This is a genomic window from Chryseobacterium antibioticum, from assembly GCF_012927325.1.
GTDB lineage: Bacteria > Bacteroidota > Bacteroidia > Flavobacteriales > Weeksellaceae > Chryseobacterium > Chryseobacterium antibioticum.
Genome location: NZ_JABBGI010000005.1, coordinates 155,964 through 176,864, shown reverse-complemented (window position 1 = coordinate 176,864; position 20,901 = coordinate 155,964). Strand labels below are relative to the sequence as shown.

The 20,901-nt window shown below is 37.1% G+C and carries 26 protein-coding genes; 22 read left to right on the top strand and 4 right to left on the bottom strand.

The window, feature by feature from the left end; translation table 11 throughout:
• Positions 1-12 precede the first annotated feature (12 nt).
• Entirely contained in the window at positions 13-1,005 is a 993-nt protein-coding gene (locus tag HHL23_RS05730; protein ID WP_317174667.1) for a serine hydrolase domain-containing protein, read from the bottom strand.
• Between the two features lie 437 nt (positions 1,006-1,442).
• Here HHL23_RS05730 and HHL23_RS05725 point away from each other — a divergent pair, with 437 nt between their 5' ends.
• The 10 genes from HHL23_RS05725 (at position 1,443) to HHL23_RS05685 (ending at position 10,219) form a co-directional block, all read left to right on the top strand.
• Entirely contained in the window at positions 1,443-1,727 is a 285-nt protein-coding gene (locus HHL23_RS05725; RefSeq protein WP_262889215.1) for an L-histidine N(alpha)-methyltransferase, read from the top strand.
• Positions 1,727-1,843, top strand: coding sequence for an L-histidine N(alpha)-methyltransferase (locus HHL23_RS22725; protein ID WP_262889214.1), 117 nt, complete (start codon positions 1,727-1,729; stop codon positions 1,841-1,843). The genes HHL23_RS05725 and HHL23_RS22725 overlap by 1 nt, the downstream gene beginning before the upstream one ends.
• Positions 1,824-1,985, top strand: a complete 162-nt coding sequence (locus tag HHL23_RS05720) for a glycine betaine ABC transporter substrate-binding protein (protein WP_169233849.1) — start codon at positions 1,824-1,826, stop codon at positions 1,983-1,985. Before HHL23_RS22725 ends, HHL23_RS05720 begins: the two co-directional genes overlap by 20 nt.
• A gap of 208 nt (positions 1,986-2,193) precedes the next feature.
• Positions 2,194-2,601, top strand: coding sequence for a type VI secretion system tube protein TssD (tssD, locus tag HHL23_RS05715; protein ID WP_169233848.1), 408 nt, complete (start codon positions 2,194-2,196; stop codon positions 2,599-2,601).
• 251 nt (positions 2,602-2,852) lie between these two features.
• The gene (locus HHL23_RS05710) at positions 2,853-4,712 is read left to right on the top strand and encodes a type VI secretion system Vgr family protein (RefSeq protein WP_228464641.1); all 1,860 of its coding nucleotides are present in this window, start codon (positions 2,853-2,855) and stop codon (positions 4,710-4,712) included.
• Positions 4,713-4,808: 96 nt separating this feature from the next.
• Positions 4,809-5,930, top strand: coding sequence for a DUF2931 family protein (locus HHL23_RS05705; protein WP_169233847.1), 1,122 nt, complete (start codon positions 4,809-4,811; stop codon positions 5,928-5,930).
• A gap of 2 nt (positions 5,931-5,932) precedes the next feature.
• The gene (locus HHL23_RS05700) at positions 5,933-7,567 is read left to right on the top strand and encodes a T6SS phospholipase effector Tle1-like catalytic domain-containing protein (protein ID WP_169233846.1); all 1,635 of its coding nucleotides are present in this window, start codon (positions 5,933-5,935) and stop codon (positions 7,565-7,567) included.
• A 57-nt stretch (positions 7,568-7,624) separates the two neighbouring features.
• The gene (locus HHL23_RS05695; protein WP_169233845.1) at positions 7,625-8,284 is read left to right on the top strand and encodes a hypothetical protein; all 660 of its coding nucleotides are present in this window, start codon (positions 7,625-7,627) and stop codon (positions 8,282-8,284) included.
• Positions 8,272-9,546 carry a hypothetical protein gene (locus HHL23_RS05690; protein ID WP_169233844.1) on the top strand — a complete coding sequence of 425 codons (1,275 nt, stop codon included), beginning with the start codon at positions 8,272-8,274 and terminating at the stop codon, positions 9,544-9,546. Before HHL23_RS05695 ends, HHL23_RS05690 begins: the two co-directional genes overlap by 13 nt.
• Positions 9,533-10,219 (top strand): hypothetical protein, encoded by a 687-nt coding sequence (locus HHL23_RS05685; protein ID WP_169233843.1) that lies wholly within the window; start codon positions 9,533-9,535, stop codon positions 10,217-10,219. Before HHL23_RS05690 ends, HHL23_RS05685 begins: the two co-directional genes overlap by 14 nt.
• Positions 10,220-10,500: 281 nt before the next feature.
• On the opposite strand, the gene HHL23_RS05680 is transcribed toward HHL23_RS05685, so the two are convergent.
• From HHL23_RS05680 to HHL23_RS05670, 3 genes are all read right to left on the bottom strand, one after another.
• Entirely contained in the window at positions 10,501-11,316 is an 816-nt protein-coding gene (locus HHL23_RS05680) for a DUF4249 domain-containing protein (protein ID WP_169233842.1), read from the bottom strand.
• Positions 11,317-11,319: 3 nt separating this feature from the next.
• Positions 11,320-13,650, bottom strand: a complete 2,331-nt coding sequence (locus tag HHL23_RS05675) for a TonB-dependent receptor (RefSeq protein ID WP_169233841.1) — start codon at positions 13,648-13,650, stop codon at positions 11,320-11,322.
• 125 nt (positions 13,651-13,775) lie between these two features.
• Complete coding sequence (locus tag HHL23_RS05670) at positions 13,776-14,003, bottom strand: hypothetical protein (protein ID WP_169233840.1); 228 nt, start codon at positions 14,001-14,003, stop codon at positions 13,776-13,778.
• A 273-nt stretch (positions 14,004-14,276) separates the two neighbouring features.
• Between HHL23_RS05670 and HHL23_RS05665 the strand changes: the two genes are divergently transcribed.
• The 12 genes from HHL23_RS05665 (at position 14,277) to HHL23_RS05610 (ending at position 20,839) form a co-directional block, all read left to right on the top strand.
• The gene (locus HHL23_RS05665; RefSeq protein WP_169233839.1) at positions 14,277-14,912 is read left to right on the top strand and encodes a LysE family translocator; all 636 of its coding nucleotides are present in this window, start codon (positions 14,277-14,279) and stop codon (positions 14,910-14,912) included.
• An 11-nt stretch (positions 14,913-14,923) separates the two neighbouring features.
• Positions 14,924-15,790 (top strand): AraC family transcriptional regulator, encoded by an 867-nt coding sequence (locus HHL23_RS05660; protein WP_169233838.1) that lies wholly within the window; start codon positions 14,924-14,926, stop codon positions 15,788-15,790.
• Between the two features lie 88 nt (positions 15,791-15,878).
• Positions 15,879-16,601 carry a siderophore-interacting protein gene (locus tag HHL23_RS05655; protein WP_169233837.1) on the top strand — a complete coding sequence of 241 codons (723 nt, stop codon included), beginning with the start codon at positions 15,879-15,881 and terminating at the stop codon, positions 16,599-16,601.
• A gap of 517 nt (positions 16,602-17,118) precedes the next feature.
• Entirely contained in the window at positions 17,119-17,334 is a 216-nt protein-coding gene (locus HHL23_RS05650) for a RebB family R body protein (RefSeq protein WP_034728290.1), read from the top strand.
• Between the two features lie 17 nt (positions 17,335-17,351).
• Positions 17,352-18,068, top strand: a complete 717-nt coding sequence (locus HHL23_RS05645) for a hypothetical protein (RefSeq protein WP_169233836.1) — start codon at positions 17,352-17,354, stop codon at positions 18,066-18,068.
• Positions 18,049-18,495 carry a hypothetical protein gene (locus HHL23_RS05640; protein ID WP_169233835.1) on the top strand — a complete coding sequence of 149 codons (447 nt, stop codon included), beginning with the start codon at positions 18,049-18,051 and terminating at the stop codon, positions 18,493-18,495. Before HHL23_RS05645 ends, HHL23_RS05640 begins: the two co-directional genes overlap by 20 nt.
• Before the next feature lie 28 nt (positions 18,496-18,523).
• Positions 18,524-18,748 carry a RebB family R body protein gene (locus HHL23_RS05635; protein WP_169233834.1) on the top strand — a complete coding sequence of 75 codons (225 nt, stop codon included), beginning with the start codon at positions 18,524-18,526 and terminating at the stop codon, positions 18,746-18,748.
• A 481-nt stretch (positions 18,749-19,229) separates the two neighbouring features.
• Positions 19,230-19,490 carry a RebB family R body protein gene (locus tag HHL23_RS05630; RefSeq protein ID WP_116011216.1) on the top strand — a complete coding sequence of 87 codons (261 nt, stop codon included), beginning with the start codon at positions 19,230-19,232 and terminating at the stop codon, positions 19,488-19,490.
• Between the two features lie 75 nt (positions 19,491-19,565).
• Positions 19,566-19,826 (top strand): RebB family R body protein, encoded by a 261-nt coding sequence (locus tag HHL23_RS05625; RefSeq protein WP_116011215.1) that lies wholly within the window; start codon positions 19,566-19,568, stop codon positions 19,824-19,826.
• Positions 19,827-19,905: 79 nt separating this feature from the next.
• Positions 19,906-20,166: a RebB family R body protein gene (locus HHL23_RS05620; protein ID WP_116011214.1), complete on the top strand. Its 261-nt coding sequence runs from the start codon at positions 19,906-19,908 to the stop codon at positions 20,164-20,166.
• A 74-nt stretch (positions 20,167-20,240) separates the two neighbouring features.
• Entirely contained in the window at positions 20,241-20,501 is a 261-nt protein-coding gene (locus HHL23_RS05615; protein ID WP_116011213.1) for a RebB family R body protein, read from the top strand.
• A gap of 77 nt (positions 20,502-20,578) precedes the next feature.
• Positions 20,579-20,839 carry a RebB family R body protein gene (locus tag HHL23_RS05610; protein WP_116011212.1) on the top strand — a complete coding sequence of 87 codons (261 nt, stop codon included), beginning with the start codon at positions 20,579-20,581 and terminating at the stop codon, positions 20,837-20,839.
• Positions 20,840-20,901 lie beyond the last annotated feature (62 nt).

Here is a 20,901-nt window from a genome sequence, read left to right as displayed (position 1 = left end):
ATATTGATGTCTTTATTTTTGCAGCGTTTTAAATGTGTCATTTTTTAAAATCGCCTGTAAGGCTTCTGAAATATCAAAAATTTTTCCGTTGTAATTATTACTGAGTAAAATGATCGTTATTTTGTTTTGAACATCTGAAAATAAGATGGCTTCAAAACTTCCCGCTCTGCCATCATGAAGATGTTCTTTTAAATTTTTATTATCAAATTTGGCATTTCCCAACGCTGATTGGCTATCTGAAATATGAAAACTTTGACCTGATTCATAAAGAGAATTTTTACTGATAACTTTTTCGGAATGTAGACTATGGGCCCATTTCAATAAATCAAGAGTTGTAGTATAAGTTCCACCAGTTATAGGTAGTTCTGCACGATCTGGTATTGTTTGATTGTTAAATCCCTGAGCAATGTTTTTTTCGTTTTCAAAAGGAGTCATCAGGGTAGTATTCATTTCCAAAGGCTTGAAAATAAATTTTTCAACATAGGTTTTAAAAGGAATTCCTGCAATACGTTCAATAATAAATTGTCTCAGAAAAAGATTGTTATTATTATAATCATAATCAGTACCCGGCTTAAAAGATAGATGGTCAATCAACAATAAATCATTGAAAATATCTGCATCATTTTTGATTTTCTTCCAATTCACATTAGGAATTCCGCTTGTATATTGCAACAGATCTTTTATGGTAACTTCATTGGCCCAGACAGGAAGTTCGGGAATAAATTTGGAAACATGATCAGATAGTTTTAGTTTCCCCTGTTCTTTTAATTGAAATAACGCAATGGCACTAAACTCCTTAGTTATAGAGCCTAAATGAAATCTGTATTTATCTGTTAATTGAGTGGTCTTTGCAGCATCAGAAAAACCAAACGAAGCTTTGTAAATTATTTTATCATTTTGTGAAACAAGAACATTACCATTAAATATCCCCATATCATAGGCAGATTTCATGAGTTTATCCAAGAGATATGTTTTCTGTTGTAAATCGTTTTTTTTATTTTTCACTTTTTGACCAAAGCAAAAAATAGTGAGACATACCAAACTTGAAATTAAAGCAGATTTCAGCATTTTCTATATATTTTCTGATGATGGCTACGTGATAGTAGCTTAATGTAATGGTAATAGGTTAGAAGTAGATATTAATTTTGAATTTTCAGTCTGATCAGACCAATAAAATAAATACTGACAGAATGTTCTGAGAACAATATTGAGAACTTTTTCATAGTAGATGTTTGTATAGTTTTTTCAAATATAATGTTTATTTTCAGTGATTGGGAGATTGTTGTAAAATAAAGAGTTATTTAAGAGTTGCGGGAAACATCATTTATTCCAATTAAGCAAATATTTAAGTTAATGAAACGATAGAAAATATTTTTTTGTAAATTCAATGTTGGAGCGGCAAGATAGTTGTAGTTAACTAAAAACCACACAAATTAAAACATATGAATTTAAAGCTAAACCCACATTTGAGGGTTGAAAATACGCATGTTGATGGTTTTCGTTTGGATGTTTTGGAAGGCTTAAAAAGCAGTCCGAAAAGGTTATCTTCAAAATATTTTTATGATAACACCGGAGACCGTCTTTTTCAGAAGATTATGGCAATGCCCGAATACTATCTTACCCAAGGTGAACTCGATATTTTCAAAAATAAAACCGCAGATCTTGCCCAATTAATCATTCCTGACAACGAGCCGTTCGATTTAATGAACTGGGTGCTGGAGACGTGATGAAATCCACTTTTTTACTTAAATGTCTTGTTGAAAAAGGAACGGATTTTACGTACATGCCCATCGACATTTCAGGCAATATTCTTTCTATTTTAAATGAAAAATGGCAATTCTGAATTTGAAAAACAGTATGGCATTCAATGGTTAAAACCGCTCGGTTTTAATAATTCCTATGCGTTGATGATGCGCAGAAAACAGTCTGAGGAGTTGAAAATAAAAAATATTTCCGATCTTAAGAAGTATTTTGATGTGAAGTAGGTACAATACCTGTAATACATTGAATTGCCTTCTGATATTATAAACATTTGATTTACATTACTAATACAACCTAACGAGTGTTAGTAGTACTAGTACTACACTTTTTGATATTTATAATTAAACGGCCTTTTTCTAAAATAAGTATTCTATATTTGGTGAAATAAGAAACATCAAATCACAAAATATTAATAATTAAAATTGACCAATCATGGCAGACAAAAACTCAAGAGGAATTCTTAAATTCAACGGTGGCGAAGGACAGAAATTACTAAAACTTAACTATAGTGTGTCCCGTTCCACAGACGTATCCGGAAGAGTAGCATCAGATCCATCTAATGCACTGATTAAAATTACAGTAGAAGCTACAGAAAAGTCTGATATTCTGGAAAGCCTTCTTAACGGAAAATATAAGCCTACAACCGGAGAAGTAATATTCAACAAATCTCACGAAGAAGGAACACTCACTACTTTGAAGTGGGAGAACGGATATGTGATTCAGCACGAAGTAGATTTCGATGCAGTAGATGAAAACAGTATGTACATCAGTTTCATTGTAAGTGCAGAGGTGATCGATTTGGGTAACTCTTCTTACAAGGCAGAATGGCCTACTTCTTAGGAATGTAACATCTTAAAAATTTTTAAAAAATATCAGACAGAATGGTGTATCCGGCGGTAGGAATGCCGTTCTGTCTTTTTTTGTCTGTAATGATTACCATTCTGATATTAATAGACAGGATCACTCATACATTTATTGAGAGTTTAAAAATAGGTCCAGTCATGTGATTTTATAACAGGAAAACTTTTTAACTTTATAGAGCATCTATAATATTTTTTTAAAGTAAGAACCCTGAAAAAACATTAAATACTATGGATAAAAATATCTCAAATTCCGATAAGATTGCAGAGAATACTATTTCTGGAATCAACCGTGTGGTGAAACTGGGTATTGTGATTGATGGCAAGATCATCAGGCACTTTAAATATTTCCGTCTGCAGCAAAGTGTAAAAAAGCATCATGAATTTGAACTTGTCCTTGCCAATGATACGCTTTCTGAAAAACAAAATCATGAGCTTGAACAAGCCAACAGGTTTTTAGGAGGAAGGCTGACTGTAAATATCACGTACAAAGACGTTGAGAATAGTCCGGAAAGAACTTTTGTCGGGGTTATTACAAAGGTAGGGTTCAGTCAGGAAAATCACAGTCTTGGAAACATAGTATTGAAGGGCTACAGTCCCACCATCTTATTGGATGCGGCTCCTCATACCCAAAGTTTTGGTGGAGCGCAACCTGTCAATATGGGCATCATCGCAACCGACATCATCAAGCAGGGAATCGAAAGTAGTAAATTTGATGTGAAAATCAACGCAAAAGCATCTTCTCAAATTCTCTATAGTGCTCAGTACGAAGAAACACACTACAATTATCTTTGCAGAATGGCAGAAGCCTATGGAGAACAGTTCTATTATGATGGTGAAATTTTGCACTTTGGAAATATGCCACCCCAGAATAAAGCATTGGAACTGGTGTATGGAAGTAATGTTTCCGATGTTAGTGTTGAATTAAAAGCAGTACATATCAAACCTAGTTTTTACGGATACAACAGCAGTTCCAATACGAAACTCAGTTCCGGAGAAACCCCCATTCAGCATATGGGAAATTTAGCAAAAACCGCCTATCAAAACAATAATGGAATATTCAAAACTCTATCATTACAGGTTGCTCCCATAAAAGCTGCCACCGATATGGATGTGGTTATTTCCCAAACCGCTACATCAGGAAGCAGGGCTGTAGAAGTCTTTACCGTATCGGGAGGAACAACCCTTCCTTTTTTATACCCTGGATGTATTGCTGATATTAAGATGCGGAAAACAGATAGCAGCCAGACGGACTATTTTACAAAACTGATGATGGCCGACGTTATTCATGAAGTGGATACCTTGGGAAATTATACAGGAAGATTTGAAGCTATAGCTTCAGATACAGGATATATCCCAAAACCGGACTTTGTTGTACCGATTGCACAACCGCAAATCGCCACCGTAATATCCAATACTGATCCTCAGGGACAGGGAAGGGTGACCGTAAGATTCGACTGGCAGCTGAACGACAACACCAATTTTATCCGGATGATGGCTCCAGATGCAGGGGGGACAGATCAGATCAGCCAGAACAGAGGATATGTAGCCATACCCGAAGTGGGAGATCAGGTGATGGTAGGTTTTGTACACAACCATCCGGACAGGCCTTTTGTGATGGGAGGAATGTTTCATGGAGGGACCGCTTTAGGAGGCGGTGTGGATAATCATTTAAAATCCATACAGACGAGAAGCGGAATCAGAATTTTAATGAACGATGCAGAAGGAAGTGTTAATATTATTGATCCCAGCGGCAACAATTACTTCATGGACGGAGCAGGGAACATTGTAGTTACCGCTCCTAAAAACATGACTTTTAATGCTGGTGAAAATCTTAGTATTAATGTTGGAAAAGATATGAAAACAAGTGTCGGGAATGATAATGCCATTCATATTATAAACAATCATCAGTTCACTTCAAAGAACTACAAACAGACCGTAAATGAAAATAAAACCATCAATATAACGGGTGATTTGAAAGAGACGACTTCTACCACTACTCATAACGCCAAGAATGGTGATATTTTATTACAGAGTGCGGGAGTTGCGAAAATGCTTGGTAAAATAGACGCCAAGGTAAATAAAGGCTGAAAACGGATCTGAATTCATCTGGTCATTTAGACTTAAAGTTATTATTAAACAGAAACTCAAATGTATGAATGGGTTAAAGAATAATTTTTCTAAACAATGAACAAATCACTAAAATATTTATTAAGCTTATTATTCTTCATTCAGATCTCGTGTCAGGAAAAGAAAGAGCATCAAAAAACAAAAACAATGACGAAATATGAATGGCTAGATGCTACCTCAGCCCCATTAGGTTATCCCGTAGATGTTTATCGCGGAGGATTGGAATCCGGAAATGGGGAATTTACCAGTTTGTATAGTGGAACAACCGGTGGATCATGGGGGGAAGCAAACAGAGGGATGAGTAACGGAGAAAAAAGCGTTCCTAATCATCTGCATGTCATTTGGGTTTCCTATGCTGAAAAAATATTTTATGAGATCGATACAAATCTTGATGATGGAAAAATGATTGATCTTTTCCGAAACGGCTATTATACCCCTTCAAATGGAGATAATCCAAACCCAAGAAAAGAAAACTATAACCAGATTATTGTAGGTTTTGCTCCAGGCGGTGTGGTTGTAATTTGGATTGCCGGAGCAGGAAGACAAGTGGAAATAGGAAGATATCAGGGTAAGAAAATAACAATACCGCAGTCTGAAATAGATGCTTTGAGTCCCGGACCTCAGAAAAACATGTTTGATCCTGAATATCAACGTAAAATTATACATGAATTTGGAATTGTTCCACCGGAAGTGGTAAAGGCAAACGAAGGTAAACCCATCCCTTATGGATTATGGGACAGCTATAGAAAAGAATATAATTGGAATGTACAGGTTGAACTCCCTGACAATGGAAAAACAAAAGAAGTTACCTATTTTCATTATAATGGTGAAATGGAAATAACCTTTGGAGAAATCCTGGCAGAAAAATATAATCGTACTATTCCTAATGAACTAAAATGGGATACCCTTAAAAAAAGGGCTGCTGCAAATGATATTAAAATTTTATGGATAGACGGTGCTGACGGGTATAGATATGTCAGTAATGTAGAATTTGATGAAAAGGAAATTTTTCCGGCCTTTAAAGAAATTTCTTCTGATGATCCTAATGCTAAAATCGAATTAAAGATTACCGTTAATATTCCTAAAACCACTGCTTCTGTAAAATTAGTGAGCGGGGACAAGCAGGTTTGGTTGAAAAACAGTAAAATTATGGTACGTAAAACAAAATACAAAGATTAACCATGAGTAAAACCTTTGTTTATAATACGGGCAATCCGTTGCCAGATCCACCGGGAACTTTAAAGATTACCTGTGGAATATTCTTCGATGGAACCAGAAATAATCTAAAAAATACTGAAATACGCAAAAAGGTTCAGAGGAAAGGAGAATTCAGCAATGTTTCTGCAACGGAAGAAGAACGAAGAATTTTTGAAAAATACGCTAAGGATGACAATAGTTTTGGTAATGATTTTACCAACGTTGCAAGAAAGTATATGTGTACGAAACGAGATGTCTATTCACTTTATGTAGAAGGTATTGCTACCATTGATAAAGCAGATGATGAAGGAGGAGGTTTTAAATATGGTCGTGGGAAAACAGGAGTTGTAGGAAAAGTAAGAAATGGATGTAAAACCCTTGCAGAAAATGTGAAAGATAGAAAAGATAAGTCTAAAGATGATATTGATGAAATTATTTTAACTGTTGATATTTTCGGATTTAGCCGTGGTGCAGCAGCAGCAAGAAACTTTGCCTATAATTTACAAATGGGAACATATACACCGAAAGCTTATTATCCACCTGTGCAGGGTGCATCAAAAATTGATGTAGACCACGAGACAAGTGAATTTATGTCCATTGAAAAATCATGGGTGAAAGATGGAGTACTTCCTAAATTTGGACACCTTGGTACAGCCCTTTTAAAAGCTGGATTAGCTCGGGAACTAGTAAATTCCATGACTGTTAATGTTAGATTTATAGGTGTTTATGATACGGTAGCCTCCTATGATCCTACATGTCTTCTGCTTCCTAGCTTTAAGAAGAAAGTGGGTGACCTTCATTTGCATGAGCTGGGTTCCCCGAGAAAGGCGGTACATTTTACAGCTGCTGATGAACATCGGGAAAATTTTTCCCTGACAAGATTCCTTCCGGTAGACCTTAAATCAGGTATTGAAAGGAATTTTCCCGGGGTACACAGTGATGTGGGGGGAAGTTACAATCATGATGTAATGTCTTCTGCAGAACTCAGTCAAAACGGATACCAGCCAGACCCTGTAGAAGGAGTGACCGAGAAAGAATACGTTTGGCTTGAAAAAGCTTATTTTTCAAGATCATTAGACGCTTTTAAAGATGAATTAATAGAGCAGGGCTGGTTTAAAAAAGATCAGTTGGCTATTGAAGCACACTGGAAATACACACTTACCGGAACCCGTTATCTGTATAGAGGATACAGTTTTATTCCACTTCATTTTATGTGTGATTACGCTTTGCCCTATCTTAATGAAGATGATAATTTCCTGTTCTATCCAAAAGTAATGGCAGATTATGCTTTGAATGATACTTTCTTAGATGAAGTAAAAGCATATATGAAAGATCACATTATAGAAAAGAATGAAAACTGGACACTTAAAGGAAATTTTAAACATGAAGAAGAACCGAAAATTGAAGAAGAAAGGAATGTAGAGGTCCCTGTAGCAACTCCTGTTGACCGTGCAATTCCTGCTAAACAACTGGAAGAAGTAGTGGTTACAGCATATAAGTCTGATTATCTTCTTAGAAAACTGAAGAATAGATATTTACATCGATCTGCAAAAATTAATACGTTAATGGATAGTCTTGCTTATTCACCCACTGATGATCGGAAAAGAATGGAGTTTTAAACTATAAACAAATTGATATTGGAACATCCTCTGAAGAGTTTCTGCAAAACCTATAGATTGGAAACGCTATTTATTTCTAATTCTGATACTTCTTATTGTAGAGAAAAAAGTTATGTGAGAATAGCTGAGATCTTTTATTTAGGGAATGAAAAAGACCATTTTAAATACCATGTTTTAGTTGTTGATTTTATTTTTTCGGACGATGATAATGCAATGGGGAAATTTTTAAAGCAAATTAGTTATTTGTTTGATGAGTTGGAATTAACTGTTGATCAAGAAGGAAATATTGTTGAAGTTAATAATGTTAATTTTCTTCGCTTAAGATGGATAAAAATAGTTGCCAGGCTTTCAGATACCCACAAAGGGGAAGTCATAGATCACTATTTCAGTCAGATCAGCAGTATCCTTGAAGATAAAAGCAGGCTCATCGATTTTTTAGGCGGTTACCATATGTTTGGATTGCTTTTCAATGGTTTATTACAGTCATTTGATACAGGGAGAAAGAGAGAATCTCCAGATGGCTTTACAGAAATCATGACTCCTGTAAAAGATGGAGAGAAAATAACGTTAACGATTACTCCTGAAAATCTGAACCCAACAGAAATTGATCATTTCAGAGGATTATTTGTATTCAAAGGAGATCATTATGAGGAAGGTTTTATAGAAATCAAAAAACATAATACCCATTTAAAACATTCATTATTATGGATAGGCTAGATAAAGATACAGAAGCTGCCGTTCCCGAAACTCAAAATCAGGGGACAACACAGGAAAGTGATCAGATAAAGGCTGCTAACAGTCAGAAAATGGAAGACAAACGTGCTGAAAATGATGAAAAAGACAAAGTAGAAGATGGATTGCTGTTGGCAATACATGGAGCAAAGATAAAATTCAATGCCCATTTAGGTGAATTTAAAGTTTTAACTGATGTACCTACCACACAAGGGAAACTTACCGGAACAATTGTAGAAAAGCAGATTCCCAATTTTAAATTTTATGATGGTTTTCAGATGATATCTCTCACAGAATGGCAGGATTTTGGGACCGCTAAAGTACAGGAGAATTATGTATTATTAAAAAAATCAACATTACCGGGGACAGGCAAAATGCCGGGTAATATACCACCTGAAACCGGAAAGATAGAGTTTATAACATCCGGACAGGTCAACGAGCCTGAAAGTGTTGATGCGAAGGGGGCGCCGGTACCGGAAACACAATCAGATATAGAATATATTTACTATACTAAAGGGGGGTATTATTTAGGTGGATTAGAAAAGAGTGTTAAAGTCTATTTATCAAATCAGGAAGAATATGATAAAGCTAAAAAAGATAAAAAATGGTCATTAATAAATAAAGAATCTGGCTTATTAAAAGAAAAAGAAAAGAATATTCTACATCAAAAATTTGTAGAAAAAGCATCTACAATATATGGTGAAAGTTCAGCTTATAGAAGTAATATTGGAATTGAAGAAGAGCTTGAATTAGAAATGCTGGCTATAGCATCTGTTCATAAAATAAATAAGGTAGCATATGGTATTAGCAGCAAACAGGCAATTTTATTTAGAAATACAAAAATTGGAAAAAGAAATAATACCAAGATGCAGTTAGCATTATCAGCAATTATCCGATCACTAACAACAAATGAAGACCCTAGTAATGGAGCGACAATGTGGGATGGAGCTGAACAGGCAGCGTTTTCAATTGAAGATGATAGATTTTCAACAGGGAAGTTTGAAATCCATATGAATACAATGGGGTGGTCAATTTCTGCTGCACATCATAGTGCATGGAAGAAAGGAGTGGAAAGATTGGGAGCTTCTTTTGAAGCGCCTGAGGAAAAATATACACCAGGTAAAAATCCAAACAATAAATATTCTACTATGAATACAATAGCACTTGAGTCAAGAGCAGTGTATTTAGGAACTATTTTTTGGAAAGAATTAAAAACAAGAAAAAAGAAGCCTAATGAAAAGAAGTAATCTATATCTGATCCTATTCTTTTTTTATATTAACTGCCAATCTCAACATCATGATGGCAAAGTAATTTATTTGAGTAATAATGATATTCAAACAGTTCATTATTTTCATGTGGACAGTGAATATGCAAGAGTATATGGTAGCTCAATAAAAAGTGATTCTTTAGTATTTACTAGAGATAAAAATGACTTGATAGTAAAGGAATTTAAGTATAATGACCAACAGAAAAAAAGAATTACTACCGGAAATATTAAGTATATCAATTACTATAGTAAACTTTCAGATATCGTTGCATCAGAAAATACATTTTCAATGGATGAAGTTCCAATTACTAATTTCAATTTTCTCAAAAAGGACTTGGAAATCGAACGCATGATCAAAGAAAATTGTAAACATACCAAAGATGGATATAATGGGTGTGATTTTATGCTTCCAAAAAATAGCGAACTTCCATACTGGCCAGATAATTCAACCATAACATCAGCTAAAATAAAAACGAAAAAAAATAGACTGGATGAAATAGAATTTCAGGCAAAATACTTCGATACACCTTTTAGTTATAAGAGAAACTACTATTATCATAATAAAAATATTGAAAAAATAATCACTTCTGTAAAAGACAGTACTGTTGAGTCTTATGAAGAGAAATTCGTTATTGTTAAAGTTGGAAAATAGTTGATGGAAGAAACAATATTTGTTTTTCATATGGTACTGTTTAAGCCTTATTTTACAGTTTAATGTATTCTGGAAGGCCGTAAATAAATGATAAAATAATCTAGTATGATTTTATTCGTGGTATTTTATTCAAGCTTTGTTCAAAAAAGATCTGACCAATACTTTTAAATATAATATAGAAAACAATAAAGTGATGATCTGTACTTTTCAAGACAAGTGGTTCACAAAAAAGGCTATCCCAACGTCGGAATAGCCTTTATTGATACAATCGTGATCGTCATCTACTGAATCACAATACTTTTTTTCTGTGTGGTATGAGCAGAGAAATATCCTAAAGCTCCATGATCAATATTACTTGGAGGATTGGAAGGCGTTACACCTCCGCCAGCACCTCCATCCCCTGAAATCTGCAGAAGAGCAGAATAATAGGTGAATATATTGTGATCAATGGACTGCATTTCTACATAAACAGTATCTCCGGGCACTACCTTATGGTCGGTAGGATCATCATCTTGATCCTCGTTAGGGAGAAACAAGGGTCTTTGATTCACCAGTCCATTATTAACGTTATCTGAAAATACTTCAAACGTTTTTTTAGTCATATTATTAATGGTGAAATTAAAAAGATAGCGATTTCCTAATGCCGCAGGATCCGTAAAAACAGGAAGAAGGGTATAGGTGGTCTCACTTCCGAATGTGAAAGAATCCTGCGTCAGACCATCAAAATTAACCACTTCGGGCATTGAACTCTGAGCAGTATACTGTTTTCCTTCAGCCTGTATTTTCAGCGTATAAGTACGTCCTGTTACTCCTGTAAAATTGGTGGTTTTATACTTTCCGTCCCCTACGTATTGTAATGTTTCAGTTTGTCCCGTGTTATCACTTAAAATCACCTGAGCGTCAGTCACCGCAGGATATTGATTATTTTGAGTAAAAGCTACCGATTTTGTTATTCTTACAAAATAAGGTCCGGGCTGGTTCGTTACATTACCTTCTATGACAATGTTTCCGCTTTTGTCATCCAGATCAAGGTCGATCTCCTTTTCACAGGAAGTGACTAAAAACAGCGTTAATATGATAAAAATAATATTCTTCATGATCTAAAATTTGAAATTATAAGTGACATTGGGTACCCAACGGAATAATGAAGTCTGCATAGCTCGGGTAGTTCCCGGGTTATTCGGATTGTCTTCAAACGTGATGGTATAAGCGTTTTCACGGCCGTAGATATTATAAATACCAAAAGACCATGATCCTTTGAAGCGTTTGGTAGATTCAGGTTCATACGTAGCACTCAGGTCCATTCTGTGGTAAGAAGGCATACGGTCAGCATTTCTGCTGCTGTACTGAAATATAGTCTGTCCGTTCAGCTCATATTTTGCGGTAGGGAAGGTAACTGCATTTCCTGTACTGTAAAGGAATAATCCCGATAATGACCATTTTTTATTCAGTTCGTAAGTGGCAACGATAGAGATGTCATGCGTTTTGTCCATTCGCGCATTATACCATTCATTATTGTTGATGCCGTCTATTTTTCGCTCTGTTTTAGACAATGTATAAGAAATCCAGCCGGTCAGTCTTCCGCTTTTCTTTTTAGCGATAAGTTCCAAACCGTAAGCTCTTCCTTTACCATACAACAATTCACTTTCTACATCAGCTGCCGTATCAAATGAGATCTGTGCACCATTTTTAAAGTCGATCTGGTTCTGCATAGATTTATAATAGATCTCCGCATTCAGCTCATAATTATTGTTATTGAAATTTCGGCTGTATCCTGCACTGATCTGATCCGCGATTTCCGGTTTTACACTGTAGCTGCTTCCGATCCACTGGTCCGTAGGATTTCCGCTGCTGCTGTTGCTCAGAAGGTGAAGGTTCTGTGTGTTGCGGGAATAGCCTGCTTTCACGCTGCTGACTTCATTAATACGGTAATTCGCTGTAATTCTTGGTTCAAGATTAAAATACGTTTTTCCGAATTGGCCTTTTTCCAGAAATCGACTGTCCGTAATGACTCCATTTTCATAAGTATTGTACGTGTCACCACCTAAAACACTGAACGTAGAAAGTCTCAAACCGTAGTTTACGGTAAATTTGTCAGAGGCTTTGAAGTCATCATTGATGTACACCGCATTTTCCCATGATTTTCTCGGATTTCGTGGGAAACTGCTCACACTCGTACCTGAAGCACTGCTTGGGGTAATCGTATGGTAAATAGACTGAAGCCCGAAACGCACAGAATGTTTATTTCCCGCAAACCAGGTGAAATCCTGCTTAAGGTTCCAGTCCTCAATCTGAGAATCTAAACCAAAAGTATTGTCATTGCTTTTAAGGCTGATTTTATAATTATAATTACTGTAAATGAATGAGGTATTGGAAAATAATTTACTGTTGATGATGCTGTTCCATCGAAGGGTAGCCGTCGTATTTCCCCAGTCTGTAGAGAAAGTGTCACCTAGTCCCAGAACATCTCTTCCGAAATATCCGGATAAATAAAGACGGTTGTTTTCATTGATCTGATAATTCGCTTTCAAATTCAAATCGTAGAAATACAGCTTACTGTCCTTATAATCATCAGAGGTCTTAAGAAACAGATCGGCATATGTTCTTCTTCCTGAAACGATAAATGAAGATTTTTCTTTCTGAATGGGACCTTCCACGCTCAGTCTGCTGCTGATCAGACCAATTCCTCCATTCACATTATAATCCTTATTATTTCCGTCTTTCATTTTAACATCCATTACTGAAGAAAGGCGGCCTCCGTACTGGGCAGGGCTGTTTCCTTTGATAATACTCGCATCCTTCAGGGCATCACTGTTGAACGTACTGAAAAAACCAAGTAAATGCGAAGCATTATAAACAGGCGCTTCATCCAGTAAGATCAGGTTCTGGTCTGTGGCTCCCCCTCTTACACTGAATCCGCTGCTTCCTTCACCGTTGCTTTTTATTCCCGGTAAAAGCTGTATCGTTTTCATAACATCCTTTTCCCCGAATAAAACCGGAAGTTTTTCTATATTTTTGATGCTCAAAGTCTCAGTTCCCATCTGAGCTGTGGTAAGATTTTTATTCTTTTTAACCCCGGAAATAACGACTTCATCAATCTTTCCTACTTTTTGATCCTCCTGGTCAAGGGGAAGGTCTACCTTCGTGTTTTGTTCCACTTTGATAGCATATTCGAAATCACGGTAGCCCGGATACGAAACAATCAGGGTATAGTTTCCCTCAGGAAGGGAAAGTGAGTAAAAGCCATATTCGTTGGCCACCACGGAAATCGAGGGATCTTCATTTACTTTTACAGTAACCCCGATCAGCAGTTCGCCATTCTTGTGGTCTTTCACAGTACCGCTTACTGAGTACTTTTGCTGCGCCAGGGCCATGGAGCTGAAACAGAGTGCAGCGGCCGTGACGGCAGTTTTAAAAAACAATTTTTGCATTGAGTTTACATTTTAATGGAGTAGAAATCTATCAAATAGTATGTTTTAATGGATTGATGGTAAGCTGATCATGCAGAACAGGGAAATTAGACGGATCCAACTTTTAATGTTAGGTAAAATGATTCTTAGTTTCCTGTCAAACGTAAAAATACCTGGGATATTACTGCTAAGGTTAAAAAAAATGTGGTATCAGGGACCTGAAGGTGGAATATTTCCTCATCAATATCCTGAGCGGAAAATACTTTTGCGGATCTTTGAATGAAAAGATAAGGAATGTTTGAAATCATCCTGATCTCAGTTGTTGGCCTTTTTTCTTGTATAGTAGGCATGCTGCATGGGGTTATCTGGTTCATAGTTTTTGTGTGGTTATTCTGAAAAAAGTAAAAATTCCCCCTTTCGGGAATACAAAAATAGCAAAATACCGTTACCAGCCTTATAATTAATTGTAATCTTATCATTAATTAACTGTTTGAACTTGAATGAGAAGGATCAACAGAGAGGATCTGATCCGAAACATGAGATAAAAAATAAGCATGAAATCACTTATATTTGTTCCGTTATTCCTCAGTGGCAGGAATAAAATGATTTTCCGGCAGATGTTCTTTAACTAAATAATTGATTAAAAGATGATTCCATTTCAAGAACTCGTATTCTTTATCCTGGCTGCACTTGTTTTAGTGATAAGTCCCGGCCCCAATATGATCTATCTCATTTCAAAATCAATTACACAAGGGAAAAAATCCGGAATGATTTCTTTGGCAGGTGTCGTTTGCGGTTTTCTGTTCCACATTATTATGGTGTCTTTTGGCCTTACTGCAGTCTTATTGGTAGTTCCATTGGCTTATACGGTCCTGAAAACACTTGGAACCATTTATCTTTTGTATTTAGCTTATCAGGCGATTAAGCCAAAGAGCAGGAATATATTTGATGTAGATAAGAACAGCTCACATGACGGGCCTAAAAAGCTTTTCACAGTCGGTTTTTTAACGAATGTACTAAATCCCAAAGTGGCCGTATTCTACCTGTCATTTTTCCCGCAATTCATTAAACCCGAATATGGTTCCGTTTTGACTCAGAGTCTGGAACTGGGCGTTATTCAGATCTTTGTAAGCTTCAGTGTTAATTTTATCATTGTGCTGACAGCAGCAAGAGTAGCGGCATTTTTTACAGGAAACCCCTTTTGGGTGAAAGTGCAAAAATGGTTTATGGCGAGTGTCTTAACCTATCTAGCCGTAAAAATGGCCTTTTCAAAAGCGAGATAAGTTAAGGTACCATGAAACAGTCCATTCCCACCTATGATTTAAGCAGTATCACACAGCATGGTATCGTGATCGAAAGAATTGAAAAACGGACTATCAATACAGTAGATAATCTTTTTGATAAAGGGATTCACCGCGACAGCCATTATATTTTTACTTTTTTGGAAAGCGGAAGGGCCAGGATGATGGTTGATTTTAAAGTGGTAGAGGCGCGCGATGCTGCGGTATTCTTTCTGCTTCCGGGACAGGTTCATGAAGGGATTCTGATGGAAGACGTCAACGGATGGTTTGTGGCAGTGAAAGCAGATATGCTGCCGGATAGTGTAAGATCGGTTTTTGAAGAATCATTGGTGGATATACAACCCATTTCAGTTGATAAAAACTGGGTTGAAAAACTCAGTACCTGTGCAGGAATGCTTCAGATGTCCTGCACGGAAGAAATGCTGGGAAGTAAAGAAGGTTTTCTGGTCATCCGGTCTTTCATAAATGCTTTTTCGGGGATGTATGCGATGATCTTTTTAGGGGAAAACAACCTTGAAGTATCTAATGAAAATCGTGCAATTCAACTGACCAGAACATTCAGGATTCTGGTGAGAAAAGAATTTAAAACCATGAAAAGTCCATCCGCTTATGCCGAAGCTTTAAATATTTCACGGGGCTATCTGACAGATGTTATCCGGGAAGTCACAGGAAAATCGGCACAATACTGGATTCATCAGGAGGTTTTAATTGAATCCAAGAGACTCTTATCTTTCACTCATTTGACAGTAAAAGAAATTGCTTACGAGCTGGGATATAGCGACCATGCTTATTTCTCCCGCTTATTTTCTAAGGTAGAAGGCTGTCCGCCATCAGAATTCCGGGATAAAAGTCGGAAATAGATTGTAAACCGCGAATTGTCCAATCAATTCCATGAAACTGCTATGGGTCCGTTTTCATTTTGCCGCTTCCTTTGCATTAAAATGATTTATGCCAAGCTTACCTAAATGGATCAATGACACATTAGAAAATGTCATGTCCTCAAAATTTAAAGAATGCACCGTTATCCATACCGAAACCGTTTCAAAAGATCTTCGTCTCATCCGTTTTGCGTCTGATCTGGAAGATGTCCCTTTTGAACCTGCCTATGCCATTGGAATAAGAGTCAACGACAAAGATTACCGTTATTATTCGCCCTTCAATTTTAATAAGCATACAGGGACTTTCGATGTACTGTTTCATCTCCACGATACCGATTCCGTCGGAAGCCGTTTTGCCCATCACCTTTCAGAAGGGGACACTACAAAAATTTTAATGCCTAGAGGAAAACGTTTCTTTGAACCCAACGCAGAAATCCATTTCTCCATAGGCGACGAAACGTCATTAGGAAGCTCTCTGTCCATCAAAGAAGCAGCGGAAGAAATAAGCGGATCATTTGTTTGTCTTCATGAGCTGGAAGAGCGTTCAGCGCTGAAAGAACTGGAACTGTATGGCTATCACGCTCCCAAAAATGATATTCAGAACATCATGGAAGCTTTAAACGACTTTTTAAAAGAAGAAAAGCAGGCCATTCAAAATAATGAAGCCGTTTTTTATCTTACAGGAAATGGAAGTACCATGTCTGTGGTTCGGAAGTTTCTTAAGGCGAAGGGTGTGGATGGGAAGTGTATAAGGTCGCAGGCGTATTGGATGGAGGGGAAGAAAGGATTATAGAACTACTAATTCTGAATAATTGTAACCTTAATGTCATTCGAGAAGACCACAGTAAAAATGGTTAGCGGTGAAAATGTAATCTCAAAGAATAATATAAAAATCATTTTAAATAATTGTTAGCTCATTTTAAATCTATAATGTTTATAGATTGTCAGTTGTATCTGGCTGTATGAAATGGCATTTTTCAGTTGAATCAAAACCGCCTGCATTGTGTGTGGCGGTTTTTGATGTTTAAAAATCTCTGTAATCCTTCAATAAACCGTCATACCTTGTTTTAATTAGCGGTAATATGATGGATTTGTCATTTTATCACATTAAAGGGAAATACCTGAGTTTCTAAAATTCAGTAAATTCCCTTAAGCTGGATATATTTTTCTTTTGGACATTTGTATCAGAAGAAAGGGAGAAACGGAAATGAGGAAGAGGGGAGGCGTAGAAAAGTAAACCGGGAGAAAAGTTCTTAAAGATAAGAAGAATTGATGATCCTCTTAATTTAATAACCATTAAAACCAAGTATATGTCAGATACAGTAAATAACAAGGTCACTGATGCGGTAACGCAGACCAATGTTACAGTGCTAGGCGAATCGCCGGCTCAGGCAATGAGTATGTTGTACCAGATGGCGATGCATGCCAGCGGAATTTCGATACAGAACTCAGTAACAAACCAACAGAATCTTAATCAGCTTAATCCTGCTATTGTAGCAGATGCCATTAAGATTCTAAAAGGATAATTTAAAACTTTAACACAATGGGAACGCAAAATTCGGAGGGATCCAAATCTGCACAAGAAGCGGTGATCTTCATCAACAAAGAGGTATTGTCGCCACCGGCGGCTTCGCCAATGACGGGAGCCGGAAAAGTGATGATCGATCAGTCGACGGGAATGATGGTTCAGGATCTACAGTCTTTCTTAAAAGGATTCGAGCAGGTAGGTCTCATCGCATTGAGCAGACTGGCCAATAATTTACTGACCTACGGAACTCCCAGTGAAAACAAACCGCCACCAAAAAACAATCTGAGTGAGGCCGATGATACAGGAAACGGGACTGGGAATGAAATGATGCGGGATCTCTTTAAAATAGTCAGTGATTATGCAGAAGTAAAAACGAAAATTTCTACCACAATTTATGCCGTTAACAGCAACCTCAACGCCCCGCAGCATATTGCACCTGTTGAAGATCCTGATGCAGAAGATGCTGAAAAAAAAAAATGTCTGACGTCAGGGCCTGCCAATGAGAAATCAGAAGAACAAAACAGCATGGGAAATAAAAATCTTGAAGTTGACGGCGGGGACGGAAAATTGGTGCTGAAATCTATCAAGCTGGCTCAGCCACTCATAAAGCCTAAAATTGAAGAAGCGGTAATTCCTGCAGAGGAGCCTGAACAAGAAGAGGTGAAGAAACCTTTAGCTATACAGATTACAGACAAACTTAAAAAAATAGGAAATGGATTATTCAAAAGATAGAAGCAAAGATATGGAACCGGAAATCTATGAAGATATTCCAATCCAGGGAACGGAAAACGGAGTGACAGATCAGGAACCGGAAGATTGTATCCCTTTTGTAGAAATAAAAAATAATACCGTGGGAATAGACATAAGCGCCATGCCATTTGTCCTGAGCCATGAAGATGAAATCATTAACTACATCAAAGATAAAGCAACGAAAGAAACGCTTAAATCTTTAGCACCTCTGCTGGAAAAACTGGAAGAAGCGGTGAAACAGCAGGAAGCTTATCAGTCGCCTGCTGCAGCCAGCCCGGTAACCATGAACTATGACGAACAGTTAAAACAGCTGCAGGAAGCTTCTGTGGTAAAAATAAAAGACAAAGAATTAAAGATAGCAGAAAGAATGAACAAGCTGCAGATAAGATTTGCCAATATCCGTAAATAATATACCAATCAAAAAAATTACAGTTCATATGAATGAAATCAATACAGCAGTTATGGGAATGTCAGCCTCCGTACCAGCCGCCATCTCAATGCAGGTAAGCGCGCATTCCACAGGGGTAATGCATATCAATTCCTCCCTGAATCAGCAGCGGGACGCTATGCTGGGAATGAGCAATTACGTTATGGGAATAAAAAAGATGGGTTCCGGGAGATTAAAGCTCAAAGGTTCAATATCAGGAAGAGGCCGTTTTTAATCAATTCCAGTCAGCAATAACAATGGATGCGGTTTATTTCTCTGTAAAGATAGAAACGGGTGACCTCAGCATATACAATCACGTCAATATTATTTTCCACACCGGTTTTTAGATGCTTAACATACACAGTCAGGTAATCCTCAACTACAGGCATATATCATGTTACAGCATACCTACGGCAGAAATTGACTTTTTAGGAGTATACACCCGGAAAATCTCAACCGCATCCTTTTTTCAGTATCATACCAGGATAGCTGGAGCTTAAAAATAAAGATTTTAACTCTTGCAGATTTTACAGACCATGATTTCAACCCATTGTATTGAGAATCACCCATACAGCGGAAGCACAGTCACAGTCTACAACAATGTTTTGAAATCTGTTTTACCGTATTCATCTGCAGGAGCTTAAATAATATAGAAACTAGTTTAAATCAAATATTTTATTAACCGAGACCGGATCTCAAAAAAACAATTAACAACTATGGCAACAGTTAACGAACAAATTACAGACGCAGTAACGCAGTCTAATGTGAAAGTGGTGGGTGAATCTCCTGCAATGGCTTTAAGCAACGTGTATCAGACAGCCGCACATTCTACAGGAATCATGTTTGAAAATGCAGTGAACACGCAAAACCAACAGAACATTTTAGGACAGGCAGCCACTACTCAGGGTATTATGCAAATTTATAGCATGGATACGGTAGCAGACGCTGTTTCAATTGCTAAAATCCTGAAACCTTAATTTTTAAAGGACAAAAAGTAAGCTTTACAAATCCGGCAGATCCGGTGTTTTTAATCCAAATAAACAATAATCATTATGGCAACAGTTAACGAACAAATTACAGATGCAGTTACCCAATCCAATGTAAAAGTAGTAGGTGAATCTCCTGCAATGGCTTTAAGCAACGTGTACCAGACAGCAGCACATTCTACAGGAATCATGTTTGAAAATGCAGTGAATACCCAAAACCAGCAGAACATTGTGACTCAGGCAGCCACTACGCAGGGTATTGCTCAGATTTACAGTAAGGATACCATTGCAGATGCAATTTCTATTGCTAAAATTCTGAAACCTTAAAAGCTTTTCAGCAGATACTAAAAATCATGACAAGCCGGAAATTCCGGTCGTTTTTTAACCCAAATAAACAATAATCATTATGGCAACAGTTAACCAACAAATCACAGACGCAGTTACCCAATCCAATGTAAAAGTGGTAGCAGAGTCTCCAGCAATGGCTTTAAGCAATGTATACCAGACAGCGGCGCATTCTACAGGAATCATGTTTGAAAATGCAGTGAATACGCAGAACCAGCAAAACATTGTAACCCAGGCAGCTACTACACAGGGAGTGACGCAAATCTATAGCCTGGATACAATAGCAGATGCTGTTTCTATTGCTAAAATCCTGAATCCTTAAAATAAGTTCACATCAAAAAAATTCTAACAGCCGGATGAACCGGTCATTTTTAACCTAAATAAACAATAACCATTATGGCAACAGTTAACGAACAAATCACAGACGCAGTTACCCAATCCAATGTAAAAGTTGTAGGCGAATCTCCTGCAATGGCTTTAAGCAACGTATACCAGACAGCAGCGCATTCCACAGGAATCATGTTTGAAAATGCAGTGAATACCCAAAACCAGCAGAATATTCTAACCCAGGCAGCCACTACACAAGGTGTTACGCAGATTTACAGCCTGGATACAATAGCAGATGCTGTTTCTATTGCTAAAATTCTGAATCCTTAAGACTCGGCTGACAGCAAAAAAAATCCTGACAGCCGGATGAGCCGGCTGTTTTCTAACCCAAATAAACAATAATCATTATGGCAACAGTTAACGAACAAATCACAGACGCAGTTACCCAATCCAATGTAAAGGTAGTAGCAGAGTCTCCTGCAATGGCATTAAGCAATGTTTATCAGTCCGCTGCACACTCTACAGGAATCATGTTTGAAAATGCAGTGAATACGCAGAACCAGCAAAATATTTTAGGTCAGGCAGCCACTACACAAGGAGTTATACAGATCTACAGCATGGACACGATAGCAGATGCTGTCTCCATTGCCAAAATATTGAATCCTTAATTTATAACATGTTTTTTAGATTTCCTATCAGGGAGTGCCTACGTGTACTCCCTGATTTTTTA